Source organism: Ruegeria sp. G7 (assembly GCF_056535465.1).
On the sequence record NZ_JBQFIL010000001.1, the window covers coordinates 2,486,942 to 2,508,956 of the forward strand.

The 22,015-nt window shown below is 59.5% G+C and carries 23 protein-coding genes; 15 read left to right on the forward strand and 8 right to left on the reverse strand.

The genetic code is table 11. From position 1 onward, the window contains the following. The first annotated feature begins 45 nt into the window (after positions 1 to 45). The 8 genes from ACR3EN_RS12485 (at position 46) to ACR3EN_RS12520 (ending at position 8,784) form a co-directional block, all read left to right on the forward strand. A complete protein-coding gene (locus ACR3EN_RS12485; RefSeq protein ID WP_480821387.1) occupies positions 46 to 837 on the forward strand; it encodes an N-formylglutamate amidohydrolase in 792 nt (263 codons plus the stop codon). After that, positions 834 to 1,418 carry a TRAP transporter small permease subunit gene (locus ACR3EN_RS12490; RefSeq protein ID WP_480821389.1) on the forward strand — a complete coding sequence of 195 codons (585 nt, stop codon included), beginning with the start codon at positions 834 to 836 and terminating at the stop codon, positions 1,416 to 1,418. The genes ACR3EN_RS12485 and ACR3EN_RS12490 overlap by 4 nt, the downstream gene beginning before the upstream one ends. Next, a complete protein-coding gene (locus tag ACR3EN_RS12495; RefSeq protein ID WP_480821391.1) occupies positions 1,415 to 2,734 on the forward strand; it encodes a TRAP transporter large permease in 1,320 nt (439 codons plus the stop codon). The genes ACR3EN_RS12490 and ACR3EN_RS12495 overlap by 4 nt, the downstream gene beginning before the upstream one ends. 51 nt (positions 2,735 to 2,785) lie before the next feature. After that, positions 2,786 to 3,820, forward strand: coding sequence for a TRAP transporter substrate-binding protein (locus ACR3EN_RS12500; protein WP_480821393.1), 1,035 nt, complete (start codon positions 2,786 to 2,788; stop codon positions 3,818 to 3,820). A 91-nt stretch (positions 3,821 to 3,911) separates the two neighbouring features. Continuing rightward, positions 3,912 to 5,264, forward strand: a complete 1,353-nt coding sequence (locus ACR3EN_RS12505; protein WP_480821395.1) for a glutamine synthetase family protein — start codon at positions 3,912 to 3,914, stop codon at positions 5,262 to 5,264. 95 nt (positions 5,265 to 5,359) lie between these two features. Then, complete coding sequence (locus tag ACR3EN_RS12510; RefSeq protein ID WP_480821397.1) at positions 5,360 to 6,742, forward strand: aldehyde dehydrogenase family protein; 1,383 nt, start codon at positions 5,360 to 5,362, stop codon at positions 6,740 to 6,742. Positions 6,743 to 6,809: 67 nt separating this feature from the next. Continuing rightward, entirely contained in the window at positions 6,810 to 7,955 is a 1,146-nt protein-coding gene (locus tag ACR3EN_RS12515) for an iron-containing alcohol dehydrogenase (RefSeq protein WP_480821399.1), read from the forward strand. A 58-nt stretch (positions 7,956 to 8,013) separates the two neighbouring features. Further along, complete coding sequence (locus ACR3EN_RS12520; RefSeq protein ID WP_480821401.1) at positions 8,014 to 8,784, forward strand: alpha/beta hydrolase; 771 nt, start codon at positions 8,014 to 8,016, stop codon at positions 8,782 to 8,784. 304 nt (positions 8,785 to 9,088) lie between these two features. Here ACR3EN_RS12520 and ACR3EN_RS12525 read toward each other — a convergent pair whose 3' ends face one another. Continuing rightward, positions 9,089 to 9,748 (reverse strand): hypothetical protein, encoded by a 660-nt coding sequence (locus ACR3EN_RS12525; protein WP_480821403.1) that lies wholly within the window; start codon positions 9,746 to 9,748, stop codon positions 9,089 to 9,091. Positions 9,749 to 9,909: 161 nt separating this feature from the next. Beyond that, the gene (gene parE, locus ACR3EN_RS12530; protein ID WP_480821405.1) at positions 9,910 to 11,868 is read right to left on the reverse strand and encodes a DNA topoisomerase IV subunit B; all 1,959 of its coding nucleotides are present in this window, start codon (positions 11,866 to 11,868) and stop codon (positions 9,910 to 9,912) included. A gap of 157 nt (positions 11,869 to 12,025) precedes the next feature. Between parE and ACR3EN_RS12535 the strand changes: the two genes are divergently transcribed. Continuing rightward, positions 12,026 to 12,634, forward strand: a complete 609-nt coding sequence (locus ACR3EN_RS12535) for a carboxymuconolactone decarboxylase family protein (RefSeq protein WP_480821407.1) — start codon at positions 12,026 to 12,028, stop codon at positions 12,632 to 12,634. 65 nt (positions 12,635 to 12,699) lie between these two features. Here the strand turns inward: ACR3EN_RS12535 and ACR3EN_RS12540 are convergent, their stop codons facing one another. Further along, the gene (locus ACR3EN_RS12540; protein ID WP_480821409.1) at positions 12,700 to 13,578 is read right to left on the reverse strand and encodes an alpha/beta fold hydrolase; all 879 of its coding nucleotides are present in this window, start codon (positions 13,576 to 13,578) and stop codon (positions 12,700 to 12,702) included. Between the two features lie 112 nt (positions 13,579 to 13,690). Here ACR3EN_RS12540 and ppk2 point away from each other — a divergent pair, with 112 nt between their 5' ends. Next, entirely contained in the window at positions 13,691 to 14,614 is a 924-nt protein-coding gene (gene ppk2 / locus ACR3EN_RS12545) for a polyphosphate kinase 2 (protein WP_480821411.1), read from the forward strand. Positions 14,615 to 14,768: 154 nt separating this feature from the next. Then, positions 14,769 to 16,121, forward strand: a complete 1,353-nt coding sequence (locus tag ACR3EN_RS12550) for an MATE family efflux transporter (protein WP_480821413.1) — start codon at positions 14,769 to 14,771, stop codon at positions 16,119 to 16,121. Between the two features lie 4 nt (positions 16,122 to 16,125). Here ACR3EN_RS12550 and ACR3EN_RS12555 read toward each other — a convergent pair whose 3' ends face one another. Both ACR3EN_RS12555 and ACR3EN_RS12560 read right to left on the reverse strand, forming a co-directional pair. Continuing rightward, complete coding sequence (locus ACR3EN_RS12555; RefSeq protein ID WP_480821415.1) at positions 16,126 to 16,527, reverse strand: hypothetical protein; 402 nt, start codon at positions 16,525 to 16,527, stop codon at positions 16,126 to 16,128. A 7-nt stretch (positions 16,528 to 16,534) separates the two neighbouring features. Next, positions 16,535 to 17,737, reverse strand: coding sequence for a pyridoxal phosphate-dependent aminotransferase (locus tag ACR3EN_RS12560; RefSeq protein WP_480822399.1), 1,203 nt, complete (start codon positions 17,735 to 17,737; stop codon positions 16,535 to 16,537). A 91-nt stretch (positions 17,738 to 17,828) separates the two neighbouring features. Here ACR3EN_RS12560 and ACR3EN_RS12565 point away from each other — a divergent pair, with 91 nt between their 5' ends. The 3 genes from ACR3EN_RS12565 (at position 17,829) to ACR3EN_RS12575 (ending at position 19,051) form a co-directional block, all read left to right on the forward strand. Further along, positions 17,829 to 18,221: a helix-turn-helix domain-containing protein gene (locus ACR3EN_RS12565; RefSeq protein ID WP_480821417.1), complete on the forward strand. Its 393-nt coding sequence runs from the start codon at positions 17,829 to 17,831 to the stop codon at positions 18,219 to 18,221. Next, positions 18,218 to 18,475, forward strand: a complete 258-nt coding sequence (locus ACR3EN_RS12570; protein ID WP_480861754.1) for a succinate dehydrogenase assembly factor 2 — start codon at positions 18,218 to 18,220, stop codon at positions 18,473 to 18,475. The genes ACR3EN_RS12565 and ACR3EN_RS12570 overlap by 4 nt, the downstream gene beginning before the upstream one ends. Positions 18,476 to 18,553: 78 nt before the next feature. Next, the gene (locus tag ACR3EN_RS12575) at positions 18,554 to 19,051 is read left to right on the forward strand and encodes a MarR family winged helix-turn-helix transcriptional regulator (RefSeq protein ID WP_480821421.1); all 498 of its coding nucleotides are present in this window, start codon (positions 18,554 to 18,556) and stop codon (positions 19,049 to 19,051) included. Here the strand turns inward: ACR3EN_RS12575 and ACR3EN_RS12580 are convergent. The 3 genes from ACR3EN_RS12580 to ACR3EN_RS12590 are packed head-to-tail and all read right to left on the reverse strand — an operon-like array spanning position 18,998 to position 20,888. Continuing rightward, positions 18,998 to 19,762 (reverse strand): DUF1194 domain-containing protein, encoded by a 765-nt coding sequence (locus ACR3EN_RS12580; RefSeq protein ID WP_480870873.1) that lies wholly within the window; start codon positions 19,760 to 19,762, stop codon positions 18,998 to 19,000. The two genes, ACR3EN_RS12575 and ACR3EN_RS12580, sit on opposite strands and share 54 nt — an antisense overlap. Further along, positions 19,759 to 20,463, reverse strand: coding sequence for a DUF1194 domain-containing protein (locus ACR3EN_RS12585; RefSeq protein ID WP_480821425.1), 705 nt, complete (start codon positions 20,461 to 20,463; stop codon positions 19,759 to 19,761). Before ACR3EN_RS12585 ends, ACR3EN_RS12580 begins: the two co-directional genes overlap by 4 nt. Continuing rightward, positions 20,460 to 20,888, reverse strand: coding sequence for a VOC family protein (locus tag ACR3EN_RS12590; protein ID WP_480821427.1), 429 nt, complete (start codon positions 20,886 to 20,888; stop codon positions 20,460 to 20,462). The genes ACR3EN_RS12585 and ACR3EN_RS12590 overlap by 4 nt, the downstream gene beginning before the upstream one ends. A gap of 177 nt (positions 20,889 to 21,065) precedes the next feature. Between ACR3EN_RS12590 and thyX the strand changes: the two genes are divergently transcribed. After that, positions 21,066 to 21,977: an FAD-dependent thymidylate synthase gene (gene thyX, locus ACR3EN_RS12595; RefSeq protein ID WP_480821429.1), complete on the forward strand. Its 912-nt coding sequence runs from the start codon at positions 21,066 to 21,068 to the stop codon at positions 21,975 to 21,977. Positions 21,978 to 22,015: the final 38 nt, after the last annotated feature.

A 22,015-nucleotide genomic window follows, 5' to 3' on the forward strand; every position in this document is an offset into this window, starting at 1 on the left:
GGAAAATTATTGACAGGTGAAGAAAGTCTGTGGAAATTTTTCCACATGGAATCACGCCACGCCTCATCATCTGCCGCGCATCTGGATTTCGGGCCCGTCGTTCACATCGACGAGACATTGGCTAGTCCGTCGGTTCTGGTGGTGTGCGAACACGCCTCGCACCGCATCCCGGATGGGCTGGGCGATATGGGGCTAACCCCCGATGCGCTACGCAGCCACATTGCATGGGACCCCGGCGCGCTGCCCGTTGCGCAGGCGCTTGCGCGGCGGCTATCGGGTACATTGGTTCATGGCGGTGTGTCGCGGCTGGTCTATGACTGCAACCGCCCGCCCGAGGCGCATGATGCCATGCCAGAGCAAAGCGAAAACACCGCGATCCCCGCCAATGCCAACCTGAACGCTGCGGCGCGACAGGCGCGGATCGACGGCATCTATGCGCCGTTCTCACGCGGGTTGGAGGATATTCTGACCCGCCACCGCGCGACGTTGGCGTTGATGGTCACGGTTCACAGTTTCACGCCGGTTTACAAAGGCCAGCAGCGCGAGGTGGAACTGGGCCTGCTGCATGGTCAAGACGCGCGCTTTGCCACCGAGATGCTGTCCTGCGCGGCCCCCGATCTACCGCTGATCACCCGCTTGAACGAACCCTATTCGGCGGCGGACGGCGTCGCCCATACTCTGGATCGTCACGCGGCCCCCTGCGGGCTGCTGAATGTAATGATCGAGATACGCAACGATCTGATCCAATCGCCTGAGCAACAGCAGGTCATGGCTGATTGTCTCGCTCCTTGGATCAGCCGGACCTTGCAGAACCTGCGCGGAAAAGGCGGGGCATGATAAAGGCGATGGCAATATATGTGCGCGTCGTCGATGCGGTGAACTATCGGATCGGGCGGGTGATGATGTGGGGCCTCTTCGTGATGATGGGCATCCTGCTTTGGTCCTCGATCTCAAAGACGTTCTTTCTGCCGTCGCTGTGGACGCTGGAAATGGCCCAGTTTGCGATGGTGACCTATTACATCATGGGGGGGGCGTACTCGATCCAGCTGGGCTCGAACGTGCGGATGGACCTGTTCTACCACAACTGGAGTCCGCGCAAGAAAGCGTGGTTCGATGCGTTTACGGTGCTGCTGCTGATCCTCTATCTGGGCGTGTTGCTCTATGGCGGTCTCGGTTCTACGGCCTACAGCCTGGGCTATTGGGGGGATAGCCCCGTTACCTATTTCACCGGCCTTCTGACCGGCAGCGAAGAGATCGGGCGGCTTGAGCGTTCGTCGACCGCGTGGCGGCCCCATATCTGGCCGGTCAAGGCGATCATGGTATTCGGCTTTTTCCTGATGCTGCTGCAGGCAATATCGGAATTCTTCAAAGACATTGCGCGGATCAACGGGCAAGAGATCGGGGCGGCACCGGCATGAGCCAGGAATTTATCGCCATCTTCATGTTTGCTTCGATGATGCTGATGCTGTTCACCGGGCAGCGCGTCTTTGGAGCCATCGGTGCGGTTGCCGCCATTGCGGCGCTGGCGCTGTGGGGGACGGGCGGACAGGACATCCCGTTTTCGGCGGCGATGAAGCTGATGAAATGGTACCCGCTGCTGACCCTGCCGATGTTCATTTTCATGGGCTACGTTCTCAGCGAAAGCCGTCTGGCCGATGATCTGTACCGCATGTTCCACGTCTGGATGGGGCCGGTGAATGGTGGCCTTGCCATAGGCACCATCGGTCTGATGGTCCTGGTCTCGGCGATGAACGGGCTCAGCGTGGCGGGCATGGCGATTGGAGCGACAATCGCGCTGCCAGAGCTGTTGCGGCGCGGATATGACAAAACCATGGTGACGGGGGTCATTCAGGCCGGATCGAGCCTTGGGATCCTTGTGCCGCCATCGGTCGTTCTGGTGCTCTACGCCATGATCGCGCGTCAGCCTGTGGGCCAGCTTTGGCTGGCAGGCATTGTGCCAGGGTTGCTGATGGCGTCCATGTTCATCCTGTATATCTGGATACGGTGCCGCCTTCAGCCGCATCTGGGTCCGGCAATGGAGGATGCGCATGAGGTGCCGCGGGCCGAGAAACTCCGCCTGCTCTGGGCCGGGGCGCTGCCGCTGATGATTTTTGCAGCGATGATGCTGCCCTTTGTGAACGGCTGGACATCGCTGGTGGAAAGCTCGGCCATAGGGGCGCTGGCGGCGCTGGCGGCCTCGATCCTCAAACGGCGGATGACGTGGAAGATTTTCGAGGACTGCACCAAGCAGACGCTGGCCATTTCGTGCATGTTCATGTGGATCATCCTTGCGGCGCTGGGCTTTGGTGCAGTGTTTGACGGCCTGGGTGCGGTAAAAGCCATCGAGAACCTGTTCACCGAGCAACTGGGCCTGTCGCCCTGGATGATCCTGATCCTCATGCAGCTCAGCTTCATTGTCATGGGTACGTTTCTGGACGACACAGCGATGCTGGTCATTGTTGCCCCGCTTTATGTCCCGCTGGTGGGTGCGCTGGGTTTTGACCTGATCTGGTACGGCGTGCTTTATACGATCACGACCCAGATCGCCTATATGACACCGCCCTTCGGCTATAACCTGTTCCTGATGCGCGCGATGGCTCCGCCCGAGATCAGCCTGAAGGACATCTACCGCTCGATCGTGCCCTTTGTCGGCGTGATGGTGCTGGCGCTGGCGATCATCATGATTTTCCCCGAGATCGCCCTGTGGCTGCCCGGATATGTTTACGGAAATTAACAAGAAGGCCCGGCAAACGGGCACCCAAACTTCAACGGAGAGGAAATTGACATGACGACAAGACGTAAGTTTCTGAAAACAGCTGGGGTAGGGGTTGCCGCCGCGCCTCTGGCGACGCCTGCCTTGGCGCAAAGCACGATCACGTGGCGGATGCAGACCTACGCGGGCCCGGCGCTGGCTGAGCATGTGATTGATCCTGCGATCAAGATGTTCAACCAGATTGCAGGCGACCGCATGCAGATCGAGCTGTTCTATGCCGATCAGCTGGTTCCCACCGGAGAACTGTTCCGCGCCATGCAGAGAGGCACGATCGATGCCGTGCAATCGGACGATGACTCGATGGCGTCGCCGACCGAAGTTACCGTCTTCGGGGGGTATTTCCCTTTCGCCTCGCGCTATTCTCTGGACGTGCCAGTGCTGTTTAACCAGTGGGGTCTGAACGAGATCTGGGACGAGGAGTACTCGAAAGTTGGCGTCAAACACATCAGCGCGGGCGCGTGGGATCCGTGTCACTTTGCGACCAAGGATCCGATCAACAGCCTTGCCGATCTGCAGGGCAAACGCGTCTTTACCTTCCCGACGGCGGGCCGCTTCCTGAGCCAGTTCGGCGTTGTGCCGGTGACGTTGCCTTGGGAAGATATCGAGGTCGCGGTACAAACGGGCGAACTGGATGGCATCGCATGGTCGGGCATCACCGAAGACTACACAGTCGGATGGGCCGATGTGACCAACTATTTCTTGACCAACAACATCTCGGGCGCATGGGCAGGTCATTTCTTTGCCAATATGGACCGCTGGAACGAGCTGCCCGAGGATCTGCAGACGCTGTTCAAAGTGTGTTGTGACCAGTCGCATTATTATCGCCAGTGGTGGTATTGGGGCGGCGAGGCCAACCTGCGGGTCAATGGCACAAAGATGCAGTTGACCACTATCCCCGATGAAGAATGGGCAACGGTGGAAGAGGCCGCAGTGAAGTTCTGGGATGAAATCGCAGCGGAATCCGAGACCAAAGCGAAGGTCGTCGACATCTTCAAACGCTACAATGCTGAAATGCTCAAGGCCGGACGGCCTTACCGTTACGGCTGACGGAACGCGACCGGCCCGTTGTTCGACGGGCCGGTCGCAAAGAAAAGCGAGAATTTTCGTCGAAAATTCTTGCGCATCGCAGAGGTGATTTATGCTGACATTCGAGCATCTTAAGGCGCAGGTTTCTGCTGGCGAAATCGATACCGTGTTGGTGTGCATGGTCGACATGCAGGGGCGTTTGATGGGCAAAAGGTTCCATGCCGGCCATTTCGTGGCAGGCGCGTGGGACGAAACCCATTGCTGCAATTACCTGCTGGCCACCGATCTCGAAATGGCAACGCCGGATGGCTATGACGCCACAAGTTGGGAGCGGGGGTATGGTGACTATGTCATGAAGCCGGATCTGAGCACGCTGCGACCTGTGCCCTGGCTTGAAGGCACCGCCATGGTGATGTGCGATGTACTGGATCACCACACACACAAGGAAGTGCCGCATGCGCCCCGGAGCATTCTGAAGCGGCAGGTCGATCGGTTGAAGACCATGGGCTACGACGCTATGTGCGCGACCGAGCTGGAATTCTTTCTGTTCGAGAAGAGCTTTGATCAGATCCGCAAGGAGGGCTTCCGTGATCTGGAGCCGATCTCGGGCTACAACGAGGATTACCACATCCTTCAGACAACCAAGGAAGAGCATGTGATGCGCCCGATCCGCAATCATCTGTGGGATGCGGGCATTCCGGTCGAAAACTCCAAAGGAGAAGCCGAGACCGGGCAGGAAGAACTGAACATCAAGTACGCATCTGCAATGGACACGGCCGAGTATCACTCGATCGCGAAGAACGCAGTGAAAGAGATTGCCTGGCAGCATGGGCACGCGGCAACGTTCTTGCCGAAATGGCATCATGACAAGGTCGGCAGCTCGTCGCATGTGCATCAGTCGCTTTGGGCAGACGGGGCACCGATCTTTTTCGACGAAAAAGATCCGTTGGGGATGTCGGGGGTGATGAAACACTATATGGCGGGCTTGCTGAAATATGCCGCCGACTACACCTATTTTATGGCTCCGTACATCAACAGCTACAAGCGCTTCATGAAGGGCACTTTTGCTCCGACGCGGATCATCTGGTCGGTGGATAATCGCACGGCCGGCTTCCGTCTGTGCGGGGACGGTACCAAGGCGGTAAGGGTTGAGTGCCGCATCCCGGGATCGGACATGAACCCTTATCTGGCAATTGCCGGGATGCTTGCCGCCGGGATTGCGGGGATTGAAGAAGGGCTGGACTTGCAACCGCCTACCGAAGGCGACGTGTATCAGGGGGAAACTGGCATGATACCCGCCAACCTGAGCGCGGCGCGCGATGCGCTGCATGGATCTGCGATGCTGCGTTCGGCCTTGGGGGATGATGTGGTCGACCACTATGCGCGCGCGGCTGAGGTAGAGATCGAGGCGTTTGAGCGCGTGGTAACCGATTGGGAGATTGCCCGCGGGTTTGAGCGGGCTTGAGGGTTAAGGAGCGAGGGGCCAGCCCCTCGCGCTCCCCGGGATATTTATGGCCAGATGAAGCAGGGGACCCTGCTGGGTTTTGAGACGGAGTGGAGATGGGGCAGATGTTGAAATGTGTCTCGCCGATTGATGGGTCGGTTTTTGCAGAGCGCGCGGTGTTATCGCACGAGGCGGCGTTTGAGGCGGCAGCTCAGGCGCGGGCGGCGCAGGCGGCGTGGGCGGCACGGCCTTTGCGGGAGCGGATCGATCTTGTCATGGCGGGTGTTGCAGCTGTTGGCGCTATGAATGACGAGATCGTGCCTGAGCTTGCGCATATGATGGGACGGCCGGTTCGCTATGGTGGAGAATTCGGTGGGTTCAATGAGCGCGCCAGCCATATGGCTGAGATCGCTGAGGCGTCACTGGCCGATATCGCTGTGGGTGAGGATGCGACCTTTAAACGGTACATCAAGCGCATCCCGCACGGGGTCGTGTTTGTGGTTGCGCCGTGGAATTACCCTTATATGACAGCGATCAATACGGTGGCTCCGGCGCTGATCGCGGGCAATACGGTGGTGCTGAAGCATGCCACGCAGACCCTGCTGGTCGGAGAGCGGATGGCGCAGGCCTTCCACTCAGCCGGAGTGCCGAAGGATGTGTTGCAGAATGTTTTCCTCCGCCACGACGTGACCAATGATCTGATCGCAGGCAATGCGTTCGATTTCGTGAATTTCACCGGATCGGTCGGGGGCGGTCAGGCGATGGAGCGGGCAGCAGCGGGCACCTTTACCGGTGTCGGCACCGAGCTTGGCGGCAAGGACCCCGGCTATGTCATGGAGGATGCGGATCTGGATGCAGCTGTTGACACATTGATCGACGGGGCAATGTTCAACTCGGGTCAGTGCTGTTGCGGCATTGAGCGGATTTATGTGCATGAGAGCCTTTATGATGACTTCGTCGCCAAGGCGGTGGAAGTCGTTAAGGGCTATAAACTGGGCAACCCGCTGGACTCCGAGACGACGATTGGCCCGATGGCCAATGTCCGTTTTGCCGACGAGGTGCGCGCGCAGATTGCCGAGGCGATCGCTGCCGGAGCGGTGTCGCAGATCGACCCCTTCCCCGAGGATGATGGCGGGGCTTATCTGACGCCGCAAATCCTGACAAATGTCACCCATGACATGCGCGTGATGCGGGATGAGAGCTTTGGACCGGTGGTCGGCATCATGAAAGTGTCCTCGGACGACGAAGCCATTGCGCTGATGAATGACAGTGAATTCGGCCTGACCGCCAGTCTCTGGACCCGTGACGTGGACCGGGCAGCGCGCGTGGGCGATCAGATCGAAACGGGGACCGTCTTTATGAACCGGGCCGACTATCTGGATCCGGGCCTGTGCTGGACGGGCTGCAAGAATACCGGGCGCGGAGGCGGCTTGTCTGTCATCGGCTACCACAACCTGACACGTCCCAAATCCTATCACCTGAAAAAGGTCACGGGCTAAGGACGATCTGCCTGCCCCGGAGTGACCCCCTCGCCGGGGCAGGCCCCAAAACAAAAGGAAATCTGACATGACACTTGTTGGAAACTGGTCCTATCCGACCGCTATCAAGTTTGGGGCGGGACGCATCAAGGAGCTGCCGGAAGCCTGCGCCGCAGCCGGGATGCAACGCCCGCTGCTGGTCACGGACAAGGGCTTGGCCGATCTCCCGATCACTACAGCCACGCTGGATATCCTCGAGGCCGCAGGGCTTGGCCGTGGGCTGTTCAGCGAAGTGGACCCGAATCCTAATGAACAGAACCTCGAAGCCGGGGTTGTCGCCTACAATGCGGGTGGACATGACGGGGTGATTGCCTTTGGCGGTGGCTCGGGCCTGGATCTGGGCAAGATGGTCGCCTTCATGTGCGGCCAGAAGCGCCCGGTGTGGGATTTTGAGGATATCGGCGACTGGTGGACCCGCGCGGACGCCGACGCCATTGCGCCCATTATCGCGGTACCGACCACTGCCGGGACCGGGTCTGAGGTGGGGCGTGCCAGTGTTATCACCAACTCGGAAACCCACGCCAAGAAGATCATTTTTCACCCCAAAGTTCTGCCCACGGTCGTGATCTGTGACCCGGAACTGACGGTGGGCATGCCCAAGTTCATCACCGCAGGCACTGGTCTGGATGCCTTTGCGCATTGCGTCGAGGCGTTCTCGAGCCCGCATTACCACCCCATGTCTCAGGGCATCGCATTGGAAGGGATGCGGCTGGTCAAGCACTACCTGCCGCGCGCCTACGCTGACGGTACCGATATCGAAGCGCGCGCCCAGATGATGAGCGCGGCGGCCATGGGGGCGACGGCGTTCCAAAAGGGCCTCGGCGCGATCCACGCCATGAGCCACCCGATCGGCGCGGTGTTCAACACCCATCACGGCACGACCAACGCGGTCTGTATGCCCGCCGTTCTGGACTTCAATGCCCCCGCCATCGCCGACCGGTTCCAGCAGGCTGCGGCCTATCTGGGCATTGAGGGAGGCTTTGACGGCTTCCGCGCCTTTGTGCAGGAGTTCAATGACAGTTTCGCCATCCCGCGCAAGCTGTCCGATCTGGGCGTGACCGAGGCGTCTATCCCTGAACTGGTCAAAGGCGCGATCATCGATCCGTCCTGCGGCGGCAACCCGATTGAACTGACCGAAGACAACCTGACCGCGCTGTTCAAAGCCGCTCTGTAACAGGCTTGCCGAACGTATCCCTCACCTCGCATACTGCGCTGAGGTGAGGGAGTTTTTCATGTCAAAAGAGATTGTTCTGATCCACGGGGCCTTTGCCGGGCCGTGGTGCATGCAGGATTATGCGGAATTCTTCCGTGCGCGCGGCTGGACGGTGCATACCCCTGCGCTGCGCTATCATGGCGGAGACCCCAAGGCCGAGCCCGATCCCGGCCTGACCGACACTAGTGTCATGGACTACGCCGACGACATCGCCGCATTTGTGCAGGGGCTGGACAGCAACCCAGTGCTGCTGGGCCATGCCATAGCGGGGGTGGTGGCGCAGCAGGTGGCGTCTCGCGGGCTGGCCAGCGCGATTGTCCTGATCAACCCGAACGCGGCCTGGGGGACGCTGCCTGAAACCGACGACGAACGCGCTGTTCCACGCGCGTTGATGGAGGGCGGGGCGTTCTGGAAACAGCCCATGCGCGTCGATTTCGACCTGATGGCCCCCTTTGCGCTGAACAAGATGCCCGAGGCGCAGCAGCATGAGGTGTTCGACCAGCTTGGCCCCGAAAGCGGGCGGGTGATGTTCGAGATGTTCTTCTGGATGTTCGACGACCACCACGCGATGAAGGTCGACATCGACAAGGTCGACTGCCCGGTTTTGATCGTTTCCGGCACCGAGGACCGGGCCGTGAATCCCAACACCTGCCGCGCTTTGGCGAAGCTTTACGGAGACCGCGCGACGTTTTTGCCGGTCGAAAACCATGCGCATTTTCTGTTCATGGAGCCGGGGTGGGAGGCGCCAGCGGGTCAGATTGCGGAGTGGTTGGAGGGGGTGTCGGATTGACGCCCGATTGACCGGAAATCGGGAATTGTATGGTTTGTACGTTATTCCGGATGGGGTTTGTTCGGATCGTACAAAATTATTGGGGCGTGGGGTGTTTGGAAACCGTTAGGAATTGGGGTGTGTGGAGGGCGGAACCGGAGGGCGTTTGGGGTGCCGGGCTGAAGCCCGGCCTACGGGGGAGATGGTTGAGGTCGGACGCGGGGATTACGGTGATGTAGGATGGGTGTTTACACCCATCTTGATGTGGGACATTTGATGGGTGCGAGCACCCATCCTACGCTTCCTACATCGAGCCGGAACGTTGTCAGTTTAGTTTCGTAGGGGTGCTGACACTCACTCCAGAAATTCTGAAATGCTGGTCAAACCCCAGTATCAACTGATACTCATAAATCAATTCATAGCCAGTTAGCGCCGAGAGCCAAGACGGATTAACTTCTCTATACTGCTCAATAGTCCAGCGGGCAGTAACTTGGTAGATTGATTGTGTTTCATAGTGCGGTTGGAAATTCTCGGACCCGCGTCTATTCAAACCACTAAAACGAAACCCTTGATACTGCAGCCAAGTCAAAGTGCGGTCTGCGCTGCCAAGGCTACTTGCAACACGAAACACGCAAACTTCTGCTCCCGAGCCTGTGCCAACTTTCTCCCAATCCAATTTGAGCAGGTTTGGCTCTTTTTTCTCCCATTCGCTTTCAATCAGACAGCTTTTGACATCAGGGTAGCGCCTCAAACCTCTTCGATATCGATTCCATTTGGGATGCAAGCTACTCACAGTTTTCCCCAAAAATAGGAACGGATCGGTTTCTTGATTGGCCAAGTGGTCAAATTCAATGGAGCAGCTATCATTGGCGCGGCAATGCTCCCAGTCGTCGACGGGGGTGTCCTCTGCAAAAACCGCAAATCCGCTAAAAACCAATACGAGTGATGATGCAGCCGTTATGATATTTTTTCGTAGCGTTTTCATATATTTGACAAAGATTCTTTAAAACGTGACTGGAAACTCCGCAATACCCTTAGTCGGCAACCTAAAGTCTATTCCAGTCAGAAAAACCCTACCAATCGGTAGAGGTGCTTTTGTTATCAAAAACGTAAGTTCCTGATCAATGCAAAGTTAAGCCCTGTCGATCAAACATCCAACTCCTCCACAAACCGCGCGTTCTCTTGGATATACTGGAACCGCAGCTCGGGCTTTTTGCCCATCAGGCGCTCGACGAGGTCTCCGGTTTCGCCGGGTTCGTCCTCGTCAATCGTGACGCGGATCAGTTTGCGGGAGGCGGGGTCCATTGTGGTCTCTTTCAGGTCCTTGGCGTCCATTTCGCCCAGACCTTTGAAGCGGGACACGTCGATCTTGCCTTTGCCGCCCAGACCTTTTTCCAGCCATTCGTCGCGCTCGGCCTCGTCCAGACAGTAGACGCGTTTGGCGCCTTGGGTCAGGCGGTAGAGGGGCGGGCAGGCGAGGTACAGGTGGCCCGCGTCGATCATGGGCCGCATCTGGGTGAAGAAGAACGTCATCAGCAAGGATGCGATATGCGCGCCGTCCACGTCCGCGTCGGTCATGATGATGATCTTGTCATAGCGCAGGTCGTCGACGTTGAACTTGGTGCCAAGGCCTACACCCAGCGCTTGGGTCAGGTCGTTAATCTCGGCATTGGTGCCCAGTTTCGAACTGGCCGCGCCCAGCACGTTCAGGATTTTGCCGCGCAGGGGCAAAAGGGCCTGGGTTTTGCGGTCGCGGCCCATTTTGGCGGAACCGCCCGCTGAATCACCTTCGACGATGAATAGTTCGGTGCCGTCGCGTGTTGAACTGGAACAGTCCACCAGCTTGCCGGGGAGACGAAGTTTTTTAGTGGCGGACTTGCGTTGTGTTTCCTTCTCGGCCCGTCGGCGCAGGCGTTCCTCGGCCCTTAGGATGAGGAAATCCAAGATCGCGCCGGCGGATTTTGTGTCGGCGGCGAGCCAGTTGTCGAAATGGTCGCGGACCGAGTTTTCGACCAGCCGTTGCGCCTCGACAGTGGCCAGACGGTCTTTGGTCTGGCCGACGAATTCCGGTTCAGAGATAAAGCATGACACCAGCGCGCAGCCACCGGTGATCAGGTCATCGCGGGTGATTTGACCGGCTTTCTTGTTGTTGATCAGCTCTCCGTACGCCTTGATGCCCTTGAGGACGGCGGCCCAGAAGCCTGCCACATGGGTGCCGCCTTCGGGGGTGGGGACGGTGTTACAGTAGGATTGAATGAACCCGTCACGCGAGGGCGTCCAGTTGATCGCCCATTCGACCTTGCCGGGGGTGCCGAATTTTTCGTTGAAGTCCACGGTTCCGGCAAAGGGTTGTTCGGCATAGGTGGACGAGCCGTTCATCGTTTCTTTGAGGTAATCCGAGAGCCCGCCGGGGAAGTGGAAGGTGGCCTCGGTCGGGGTTTCGCCGTCGTCGATGGCGGATTTCCAGCGGATTTCCACGCCCGAGAACAGGTAGGCTTTGGAGCGGATGGATTTGAACAGGCGGGCGGGTTTGAACTTGTGGTGGCCGAAGATCTCGGCGTCAGCGTGGAAGGTTACGGTGGTGCCGCGCCGGTTGGGGGCTGCGCCGATCTTTTCGACGGGACCCAGCGGGATGCCGCGTGAGAAGCGTTGTTCGAACAGTGTTTTATCGCGCGCCACCTGCACGACCATGGAATCGGACAGCGCGTTGACCACCGAGGCCCCGACGCCGTGCAGACCGCCCGAGGTCTGGTAGGCCTTGCCCGAGAACTTGCCGCCTGCGTGGAGGGTGCAGAGGATGATCTCGAGCGCGGATTTGTCGGGGAATTTCGGGTGCGGATCGATGGGAATGCCGCGCCCGTTGTCGCGCACGGTCAGGGCGTAGTCTTCGTGCAGCTCGACCTCGATCCGGTTGGCGTGGCCTGCGACGGCCTCGTCCATCGAGTTGTCGAGGATTTCGGCGACCATATGGTGCAAAGCGCGCTCATCGGTGCCGCCGATATACATGCCGGGGCGTTTGCGGACCGGTTCCAGACCTTCGAGCACCTCGATCGAGGAGGCGTCATAGGCGGTCGTGTTTTCGGGCGTCAAAAGATCGTCGGGCATGGGTGCTGCTCTTGTTTTCAAGTTTCCCCCATTATGGCAGGTGATGTGGTCCGGGGGAAGAGGGGCCCGAGGTGTTGTAGGTGGTTTGCTGATGCCGCCGCGTTGCAATCCGGTGAAATCCCGGCTCAAGTGGTTGATGAAACAGGAGGTGCAGGCGATGAGCTGGATCAAAACAATTCCATTTGATGAAGCGACGGGCAGGTTGAGGAAGCTCTATGAGCGGGTGACCGGGCCGGACAACAATGTAGACAACATCATGATGGCGCATTCGTTGCGGCCTCATACGATGGAAGCGCATATGGCCGTCTACAAGAACGTGCTGCATCACTCGGCCAATCGGGTGCCGAAGTGGTTCCTTGAGGTGCTGGGGGTTTGGGTGAGCGCGTTGAACCGGTGCGGCTATTGTGTCGAGCATCACTTTGCCGGGTTGCAGCGGTTGTTGGGGGATGAGGTGCGTGGTGACGCGATCCGGGCGGCGATTGAGGCGGGGGCGCCGGAGAACGCCCCGTTGGATGCGGCGCAGGTTGCGGCGATGCGCTATGCGCGGGTGCTGACCGAGGCTCCGGCGGATTTGACCGAGGCGGATGTCGAGGCGTTGCGGGCCGCGGGTTGGGACGATGGAGAGATTTTGGAGATCAATCAGGTGTGTTCCTATTTCTCATATGCCAATCGGACGGTGTTGGGGTTGGGCTGTTCGACCGAGGGGGATGTGTTGGGGTTGTCGCCGAACAACTCGGATAACCCCGATGATTGGGGACATCGGTGAGGGCTGGAGCGAGGGGCGCTGCCCCTCGCGCTCCCCGGGATATTTATGGCCAGATGAAGGGCGGATCAGTGGTTTTTTGACCAGTCGAGTATCTTTTGGGCGACCTGTTGTGGTTGTTGATGGTGGAGCCAGTGGTCGGTGCCCGGGATGGTGATGCGGGTCAGGTTCGGGGCGAAGGCTTCGAGGTCTGCGGTGGAGTCGGGGAGCAGGGCGCGGTCCTCGGGGCCCCAAAGCAACAGGTGGGGGCAGGTGACACGCAACCGATCGAGAGGCAGGTCAGGCAGGTCTGTGCGGGGCTTGCCGGGTTCGGCAACAATCAGCGGTGAGGCGCGATACCAGTTGAGCATGGCATTCAACCGACCCGGGCGGGCCCATTCGCGGCGATAGTCTTGCATCCGCGCATCTGAAAGCCAGTCGTTGCCCATGCCGTGGCGAAAGAAGCGTTCGAGTTTGGAGAAGTTTTGGGCGGACAGGCTTGCGGCGGCATCGGGCGCCCTGAGATGGTTGATGTATTGTGATGCGGCAGACTGCGCACCGCCCGAAGCCATGGCGCGCTGGAACGGAACCGGGTGGACACCGTTTGCGATGATCAGGTGGCTGACCCGCTGCGGGTGAAACATCGCGAGGCCGTAGGCCACCGACGCGCCCCAGTCGTGGCCGAGTACATGCACGGGGCCGCCGATCTGGTCGATCAGCGTCGCCATGTCGGACGTGAGCTGCGAGAGCGTGTAGTTTCCAATGCCCTCAGGTGCCCAGCTTTGCCCATAGCCGCGTTGATCCGGGGCGATGCAGTGGAAAGTCTTGGCCAGATAGGGCGCCAGGTCGGCCCATGCGCCGCCATATTCCGGGAAACCATGCAGCATCAGCAGAGGCGGAAGGTCTGGATCCCCCCACTGGCGCAGGAAGAACGGGTGGCCGTTGAGGTTTGCATATTCGGTGCGCATGGGCGGCCCTTTGGGTATTTTGAAAAGATAAGTCACTTTGACACCAATCAAAGCGGAAAAGGACAGGCTCTGCTAGGCGTTCGCTCAAACAGCCAAGCTAAGGAGAATATGCATGGACGCAGCGCCCCAGACCCCCTCGCAGATCAAAGTTGTTCCGGCCAAGGCGTCGGAGGCCTCGGCACCGACACCCGAGAAGATTCGGCAGGCCTTTGAAAGCGGCAAGTATCCCTATGGCCGCAAGATGGCGCGGAAGGAATACGAAGCGCAGAAGGCTGAGTTGCAAGCTGAATTGCTGAAGGTTCAGTTGTGGGCGCAAGAGACCGGTCAGCGTTTCGTGCTGCTGTTCGAGGGGCGCGACGCAGCCGGTAAGGGGGGTACGATCAAGCGTTTCATGGAGCACCTGAACCCCCGTCAGGCCCGTGTGGTCGCGTTGAACAAACCCAGCTGGGAAGAGAAGGGCCAGTGGTATTATCAGCGCTACGTGCAGCAGCTGCCCACCGTAGGAGAAATGGTGTTCTATGACCGCTCGTGGTACAACCGCGCAGGCGTGGAACGGGTGATGGGCTTCTGTTCACCCAATGAATATCTGGAATTCATGCGGCAGACCCCCGATCTGGAACGGATGCTGGTGCGTTCGGGCATCCAGCTTTACAAATACTGGTTCTCGGTCACGCAGGAAGAACAGCAGCGTCGGTTCAGAAGCCGTGAAACCGACCCCCTGAAACAGTGGAAACTGTCGCCGATCGACAAGGCGAGCCTCAGCAAATGGGATGACTATACCGAGGCGAAAGAAGCGATGTTCTTCTATACGGATACTGCCGATGCGCCCTGGACCATTGTCAAATCCAACGACAAGAAACGCGCGCGTCTGAATTGCATGCGCCATTTCCTGTCGACGCTGGACTACCCGGACAAGGACCACAAGATCGTAGGTAAGCCGGACCCCTTGATCGTCGGGCAGGCGCATCACGTCATCCACCGCTCGGACCATATTCTGGGCGCGGCACTGCACCCTGATGCAAAGATCAGCAGCTAGGCCGTCGCTGCGATATTCGCGCTCTGTCACAGCCATCACCCCTATGGGTGGTGGCTTTGCGTGATTTGAATATAAGAGTCTCATCTTGAAATAACTCTGTCTGCTCTTGTCTCTGGCTCGGGCCGGGCCTAAGGCTTTGGGCGTGAACAAGGTGATGACATATCCCGCCCATTTCAGGGCGATTTCGGTGCTGGGCCTGCCTTTGATCGGTGGGCATCTGGCGCAGTTTGCCATTGGCCTGACCGATACCATCATGCTGGGCTGGTACGGGGTCGAGGCGCTGGCTGCGGTGACGTTGGCCAACAGCTACTACTTTGTTCTGTTTCTGTTTGGCGCCGGGTTTGGCTGGGCCGTGATGCCCATGGTTGCCACTGCCGCCGCCGAGGAGAATGAGACCAGCATTCGCCGCTCGACCCGCATGGGTCTGTGGTTGTCGCTGATCTATGCGACTGTGATGATGCCCTTGTTGTGGTGGTCTTATCCGATCCTGATCGCCTTGAAGCAAGAGCCGCAAGTGGCTGAAACAGCAGCGAAATACCTGCGTGTGGCGGGTTGGGGGCTGTTCCCGGCGCTGCTGGTGATGGTGTTGAAATCGTATCTGGCGGCGCTTGAGCGGACGCAGATCGTTCTGTGGATCACGATTGTCGCTGCCTTGGTCAACGGGCTGACGAACTATGCGCTGATCTTCGGCAATTGGGGTGCACCCGAGTTGGGGGTGATAGGTGCGGCCATCGCGTCGGTGGTGACACAGATCGTGTCGCTGGTGGCGGTGGTGATCTATGCGGTGCGGGCACTGCCCGAGCACAGCCTGTTCCAGCGCTTCTGGCGCCCGGATTGGGAGATGTTCCTGAGCGTGCTGCGTCTGGGTGTTCCTATCGGCCTGACAACGCTGGCCGAGGTGTCCCTTTTTGCGACCTCGGCCATCATGATGGGCTGGCTGGGGCCGGTGCCTTTGGCGGCACATGGGATCGCGCTGAACCTCGCTTCGGCGACGTTCATGGTGCATCTGGGGCTATCGAACGTTGCAACCATCCGTGCGGGCAATGCGCTGGGCCGTCGGGATCGTCCGCATCTTGAGAAAGGGGCGATCGCGGTAACTGTGATGTCGCTGATCATGTCGGTTTTGACGGTCATCCTGTTCCTGACCTGCGCCGAGCCGCTGATTTCGTTGTTCATGGAAGCTGATGATCCCCAGCGGCCGCAGATTCTGCTGATTGGCGCTGGTCTGCTGGCGATGGCGGCGCTGTTCCAGTTGGTAGATGGCGCGCAGGTGATTGCGCTGGGCCTGTTGCGGGGCTTGCAGGATGCCAAGGTCCCGATGGTGATGGCTGCACTCAGCTATTGGGTGATCGGTATCCCGGCCTCTTACTTCTTCGGCTTTGTGCAGGGGATGGAGGGGATTGGCGTATGGTTGGGTCTTGTCGTGGGGCTGGCCTGTGCCGCAGTTTTGCTGATGGCACGGTTCTGGCTGCGCTCGGTCCGCGATGTGGGCGGTGTGCGGGCCTGACGGGTCACTCTTTGCTGATCCGGTCGGATTTCTTGCGCACAAGCACCGAGCGTAGATCATGCATCGCCATCAGGAACTGGTCGGTGATCTCGTCCAGTTGTTCGTCGGTCGCCTTGGACTGCGCCCATTGCGTGGTCAGGTTCAAGTGGTCCACGGTGCGGCGGATATCGTCCATATCGCGTCTCGCCAGATAGGTCTTTCGGTCCTCCATCCAGCGCGCGATCTCGGCCTTGTCCGGGTCGGTCAGGGTATACTGACCGTGCGGTTTAACCTCGCCATTGCGGATGTTGATGATCGCGATCTGGTCCATCTCTATCCTGCGCTGGCGGTTTTCCGTGTCGATCCGGAACACCGCTGCGCCGTTCTCGCGGACGCGGAAGTAATACTCGGGCAGGGCGGTTGACATGGGAACCTCAGCTCAACGATGCGCAGAAACGCTGGATGCGGGTGCAGGCCTCGGTCAGTGCCGCGTCCGAGGTTGCATAGCTGACCCGGAAATTCGGGGACAGGCCAAAAGCCGCACCGAAGACGACGGCGACATCAGCCTCTTCCAGCAGGGCCGTGGCGAAGGCCTCGTCTGTGTCGATCAGCGTGCCAGCGGGCGAGGTTTTTCCGATCAGTCCGGCGATGGAGGGGTAGACATAGAACGCGCCTTCGGGCGTGGGGCAGGTGATGCCGTCAATCTGGCCCAGCATATCGACCACCAGATCGCGGCGGCGTTTGAAAATCTCGTTGTTGGGTGCAAGGAAGGCTTGCGTGCCATTCAGCGCCTCAACCGCCGCCCATTGGCTGACCGAACAGGGGTTCGAGGTGGATTGAGACTGCACCTTGCGCATCGCCGCGATCAGCTCGACCGGACCGGCGGCGTAGCCGATGCGCCAGCCGGTCATGGCATAGGCCTTCGACACGCCGTTGCAGGTCAGCGTGCGGTCGTAGAGCCCCGGCTCGACCTGCGCCGGGGTGCAGAATTCGAACCCGTCATAAGCCAGATGTTCGTACATATCATCCGTCATCACCCAGACATGGGGGTGGCGCATCAGCACATCGGTCAGCGCCTTCAACTCGTCCCGGTTGTACCCGGCCCCGGTGGGGTTCGAGGGTGAGTTGAAGATGAACCATTTGGTGTTGGGCGTGATCGCGGCCTCAAGCTGCGCGGGCGTCAGTTTGAAACTGTTATCAAGGCTGGTCTCCACGACCACAGGCGTGCCCCCGGCCAGCAGCACCATGTCGGGATAGCTGACCCAATAGGGCGCGGGGATGATCACCTCGTCTCCGTCGTTCAGCGTGGCCATCAGCGCGTTATACAGCGTCTGCTTGCCCCCGGTCCCGACCGAGACCTGAGCGGGCGTATAGTCCAGCCCGTGATCCCGTTTCATCTTGGTGCAAACGGCTTGTTTCAGCTCGGGGATACCGTCGGGGGCGGTGTATTTCGTCTTGCCCGCCGCGATGGCGGCGACCGCGGCGTCCTTGATGTTCTGGGGCGTGTCGAAATCCGGCTCACCCGCGCTGAGGCCGATGACATCGCGCCCGGCGGCCTTCAACTCGGCCGCTTTGGCCGTCATCGCAATGGTGGGCGAGGGTTTGACGCGCGACAATGTCGCAGACAGGAAACTCATGGCGGCCTCGGTTTGTATGTTGGCTTTGACTGTCATAGGGTGCGCCCGAATAACGATCAAGCCATATGAGATTTGAGGATTGGAGACAGGTATGAGCGAGGAAAAAGACTGGTACGGGCCCGACGCGGCCACCTTCGGCGACCGGGTCGCGGGCGCACGTGAGTATGCTGGCATGACCCAAACCCAACTGGCGCGCAGGCTTGGCGTGAAGAAGGCAACGATCGTCTCGTGGGAAGACGACCTGTCCGAGCCGCGCGCGAACAAGCTGTCGATGATGGCGGGGCTTCTGAACGTCTCGATCATGTGGCTGTTGACGGGCGAAGGCGATGGCATGGATGCCACCAGCCTGACCGGCGAAGTGGATTCCGAGCTGCACGATCTGGTGGCCGAGCTGCGCACCATCCGGGGTGAGATGCGCGCCAGTTCCGAGCGTCTGGCCCGGGTCGAAAAGGCGCTGCGCCTGAAACTGGAGCGCGATCAGTGACAGAGTCCCGCGAAACCCGCATAAAGCGCATGAAAATGCGCTCGATGCGGCGTGGGATCAAAGAGATGGACCTGATCCTCGCCGCGTATGCCGATCGCAATCTGGCCACCATGGATGAGGCCGGGCTGGATACCTATGATGCGATGCTGCATGAGAACGATCAGGACCTGTACCAATGGGTGACAGGGCAGGCTGCCCCACCTGCGGAACTGGCCGATCTGATCTCGGATATCGCCCAGACCTTTCAAAAGTAAGGATTATTCCAGCTTAACCGATTTTTCGGAAATTCGCGCCATCCTGCCGGAAACAGCGCGAGTGAATCGGAGGATCGGATGAGTATGGAAATGCAGGTCTCCGCGCCCGGAGCCAAGGGGTTCATGACCAGTTATCTTGAGGCGCTGGCGCTGGTCGAGCGTCTGCATCGATTGCTTCTGGACGTGATCAAGGATGAATTCGAACGCGTCGGCGTGTTAGAGATCAACGCGGTGCAGGCACTGCTTTTGTTTAATATCGGCGACCATGAGGTGACGGCAGGTGAGCTGAAAAGCCGCGGCTATTATCAGGGCAGCAATGTCAGCTATAACCTCAAGAAACTGGTCGAGATGGGCTATATGCACCACCAGCGTTGCGAGATTGACCGCCGTTCTGTGCGCGTCAGACTGACCCCGCGCGGGCGTGAGATACGCGACGTTGTGGCCGAACTGTTCTTGCGCCATGCCGAGGGGCTGCAAAGCCGTGGCGTGATCGGCGCCGAAGGGATCGAAGAGATTACCAGTTCACTCCGACGGGTCGAGCGTTATTGGACGGACCAGATCCGCTATATCTACTGAGGGTACTGGCGTGTTGGACAAAACGATCCCTTCCAGCTCCCGGATCAGCTTGCGGGTTATCGCCTCTGCGTAGGCCTCGAAGCCCAACGCGACCTCGACGAACGCATCTGGCCCCAGAATGACCCAGGTGCTGTAATAGGCGGAAAGCTCTCCGACCTGCACATAGCGAACGTCGCCGGTGGCGGGGTCGTCGGCGCCGATGACAAGAGCGTTGATGGTGATACCAGAGGTTTGCAGCGCCTCCTTAACCTCGCTTGGATGTGGTCCAAGGTTGTGTTTGCCATCGCCGGACAGGTCAAGTGTGCGCCGCCAGCAGTCGGTCTGTGTCGCCAACAGGTCGGCCCCGGCCATCATTGCGGACCCAACCGCAGTCCCCTGCGGGGCCGAGGATCGCTGAGTGCTGTTCAACCTCTGACCGATCTGTTGCAGGTCATCGGGTGAGCGAATTTCGGTCCAGTCCAGCAAAATGCGCTGATGGCCCGGTTCGCTCCACTCAAACACCATAAGGCGGACGTAAGTGGCGGAGTTGGCTAAGATCAGACTGGTGACCTCAGGGCGGCGCAGGGCGGCTGCCAGGCCATCCAGCTGTAACCGATACTCATTGCTATCGACCGAGCCGGACACGTCCAAACCCAGCGCCAGAGCCTGTCGGCATTGGGCCGATAGCGGGCTGGCCATCAGGCACAGAGTGATGGCAAGCGTGCGAATCATTCGGACACGTTTGGGTCGAATTCGCTAAGCTCCAGACCTTTTAGCTCACGCTCCAGCTTGCGGCGCATGGCGCGTTCGAAATCCTCGAACCCGGCGGCGATCTCCAGAAAGGCTCCGGGGCCATGTAGAACGTTGTTTTGAAAGAAGGGGATCAGGTCTATCTCACCTTCGAAATCGGCGGCGTTGATGACCAACCCGTTGACCGTCGTGTTCGCAAAGGGAAAGTGTTTATAAGCGATCTGCGGCCCGTAGCCGTCATTGTTCCTGCCATCGCCAGAAATATCGATGGTCTGAAACAGACAGCGCGGCGCGCGTTGCATCAGCCGCGCCCCGTAAGCCAGCGCATGCCCCATCGCGGTTGGCCAATCATTTGCGGACCTCTTGGACAACCCGATACGATGCGCAGCGGCTACCAGATCGGCGCTGGTTTCGATCACCTGCCAATCCAGCAGAAGAGATTGATTGGAGCGGCCTGACCACTCGTAGACCGCCAGGGCAACCGGTTGCGGGGACAGAAAGAACGCCTCCTGAACCTCGGGCGCGATAAGGGCGGCGGCCAGCCCTTTGCGTTGCAACGCATCTTCGGCGGCATCCACCGAGGTCGATATATCCATCGCAAGCGCCAGCGCCAGACGGCAGGGCTCGGCCCAGAGGGAGCCGCCCGATCCGGCCAGCCCCAGCGTTGTCAGCCAGCGGATCACCAGTGACCGGTGCTTTCCATGCTGGACCAGGGTTCAGCCGGTTCCAGCGCCTCGCCGTTCTGCAGCAGTTCGACCGAGATGTTGTCGGGTGAGCGCACGAAGGCCATACGCCCGTCGCGCGGCGGGCGGTTGATCACGACGCCATTGTCCTGCAGGTGCTTGCAGGTCTCGTAAATATTGTCGACGCCGTAAGCCAGATGTCCGAAATGGCGGCTGTCGCTGGGCAAGTCATTGTCGCCGTCCCAGTTGTAGGTCAGTTCGATCGGGGCGTCCTCCTGACCCGGCGGTGCGAGGAAAACCAGCGTAAACCGCCCCGCTTCGCTTTCATAGCGGCGGGTCTCTTTCAGGCCCAGCAGCGCATAAAATGCCATGGATTTCTCAAGATCCTTCACGCGGACCATGGTGTGAAGATATGTCAGCCCCATCGCGGTTTTCCTTGCTTTGATTGTGATGTTCAGCAGCTTAGCGCGCCGTCACCCCATGTCGAGGGGTCGGTCGGACACATTTTGAGATTTACGCGGTACGCCGCACATATCGCGGTTCCGATGCCGTGCTGACCGATATATAGTGGTCAGCGACTCATTGCTGGAAAGGATAATTTCATGCCGCTGTCTGCCGACCAACTGGCCGAGATCGAAGCTCAACGCGCACAATCGAGCCCGACCCGCCGTGTCGTCGCCGAAGGTATGGAAGACCACCTGTATACCGCGCATCAGGTTCTGGATCACGGTTTTGTCCGCGTCATCGACTATATGGGCGACGATGCCGCGATCTGTCAGGCGGCGCGGGTGTCTTACGGCAAGGGCACCAAATCGGTGCAGAATGACGAGGGGCTGATCCGCTATCTGATGCGGCACTGGCACTCGACCCCGTTCGAGATGTGCGAGATCAAGCTGCACGTCAAACTGCCGGTCTTTGTGGCCCGTCAGTGGATCCGGCACCGGACGGCAAATGTGAATGAATACTCGGCGCGGTATTCGATTCTGGATCGTGAATTCTATATCCCGGCGCCCGAACACGTCGCCGCGCAGTCCGAGGTCAACAATCAGGGTCGCGGTGACACGCTGCAAGGGGAAGAGGCCGCGCGGGTTCTGGAAATCCTCAAGGCGGACAGCGCCCGTTGCTATGACAATTACGAGGCGATGATCGGGCAGGACGGTCAGCAGGGTCTGGCGCGTGAACTGGCGCGGATGAACCTGCCAGCCAATATCTACACGCAGTGGTACTGGAAAGTGGACCTGCACAACCTGTTCCACTTCCTGCGTCTGCGGGCGGATCCGCACGCGCAGTATGAAATCCGCGTTTATGCCGAAACCATGTGCAAGATCGTGGCCGACTGGGTGCCGTTTGCATTCCGCGCGTTCGAGGACTATCGCCTTGGCGCGGTGAATCTGTCAGCCCAGATGGTCACCTGCCTGCGCAGGATGATCGCGGGCGAGGCGGTCACGCAAGAGAACTCGGGCATGACCGCGCGTGAGTGGCGCGAGTTCGAAGCGGTTATTCGCGAAGGTTGAGACAATCAAACAAACCACATTGCGCGTCCCTACGCGGG

Bases quoted from the DNA above. Each gene is read 5' to 3' on its own strand.
- ACR3EN_RS12485 (WP_480821387.1), top strand. From the start codon at position 46: ATGGAATCACGCCACGCCTCATCATCTGCCGCGCATCTGGATTTCGGG.
- ACR3EN_RS12490 (WP_480821389.1), top strand. From the start codon at position 834: ATGATAAAGGCGATGGCAATATATGTGCGCGTCGTCGATGCGGTGAAC.
- ACR3EN_RS12495 (WP_480821391.1), top strand. From the start codon at position 1,415: ATGAGCCAGGAATTTATCGCCATCTTCATGTTTGCTTCGATGATGCTG.
- ACR3EN_RS12500 (WP_480821393.1), top strand. From the start codon at position 2,786: ATGACGACAAGACGTAAGTTTCTGAAAACAGCTGGGGTAGGGGTTGCC.
- ACR3EN_RS12505 (WP_480821395.1), top strand. From the start codon at position 3,912: ATGCTGACATTCGAGCATCTTAAGGCGCAGGTTTCTGCTGGCGAAATC.
- ACR3EN_RS12510 (WP_480821397.1), top strand. From the start codon at position 5,360: ATGGGGCAGATGTTGAAATGTGTCTCGCCGATTGATGGGTCGGTTTTT.
- ACR3EN_RS12515 (WP_480821399.1), top strand. From the start codon at position 6,810: ATGACACTTGTTGGAAACTGGTCCTATCCGACCGCTATCAAGTTTGGG.
- ACR3EN_RS12520 (WP_480821401.1), top strand. From the start codon at position 8,014: ATGTCAAAAGAGATTGTTCTGATCCACGGGGCCTTTGCCGGGCCGTGG.
- ACR3EN_RS12525 (WP_480821403.1), bottom strand. From the start codon at position 9,748: ATGAAAACGCTACGAAAAAATATCATAACGGCTGCATCATCACTCGTA.
- parE (WP_480821405.1), bottom strand. From the start codon at position 11,868: ATGCCCGACGATCTTTTGACGCCCGAAAACACGACCGCCTATGACGCC.
- ACR3EN_RS12535 (WP_480821407.1), top strand. From the start codon at position 12,026: ATGAGCTGGATCAAAACAATTCCATTTGATGAAGCGACGGGCAGGTTG.
- ACR3EN_RS12540 (WP_480821409.1), bottom strand. From the start codon at position 13,578: ATGCGCACCGAATATGCAAACCTCAACGGCCACCCGTTCTTCCTGCGC.
- ppk2 (WP_480821411.1), top strand. From the start codon at position 13,691: ATGGACGCAGCGCCCCAGACCCCCTCGCAGATCAAAGTTGTTCCGGCC.
- ACR3EN_RS12550 (WP_480821413.1), top strand. From the start codon at position 14,769: ATGACATATCCCGCCCATTTCAGGGCGATTTCGGTGCTGGGCCTGCCT.
- ACR3EN_RS12555 (WP_480821415.1), bottom strand. From the start codon at position 16,527: ATGTCAACCGCCCTGCCCGAGTATTACTTCCGCGTCCGCGAGAACGGC.
- ACR3EN_RS12560 (WP_480822399.1), bottom strand. From the start codon at position 17,737: ATGAGTTTCCTGTCTGCGACATTGTCGCGCGTCAAACCCTCGCCCACC.
- ACR3EN_RS12565 (WP_480821417.1), top strand. From the start codon at position 17,829: ATGAGCGAGGAAAAAGACTGGTACGGGCCCGACGCGGCCACCTTCGGC.
- ACR3EN_RS12575 (WP_480821421.1), top strand. From the start codon at position 18,554: ATGAGTATGGAAATGCAGGTCTCCGCGCCCGGAGCCAAGGGGTTCATG.
- ACR3EN_RS12580 (WP_480870873.1), bottom strand. From the start codon at position 19,762: ATGATTCGCACGCTTGCCATCACTCTGTGCCTGATGGCCAGCCCGCTA.
- ACR3EN_RS12590 (WP_480821427.1), bottom strand. From the start codon at position 20,888: ATGGGGCTGACATATCTTCACACCATGGTCCGCGTGAAGGATCTTGAG.
- thyX (WP_480821429.1), top strand. From the start codon at position 21,066: ATGCCGCTGTCTGCCGACCAACTGGCCGAGATCGAAGCTCAACGCGCA.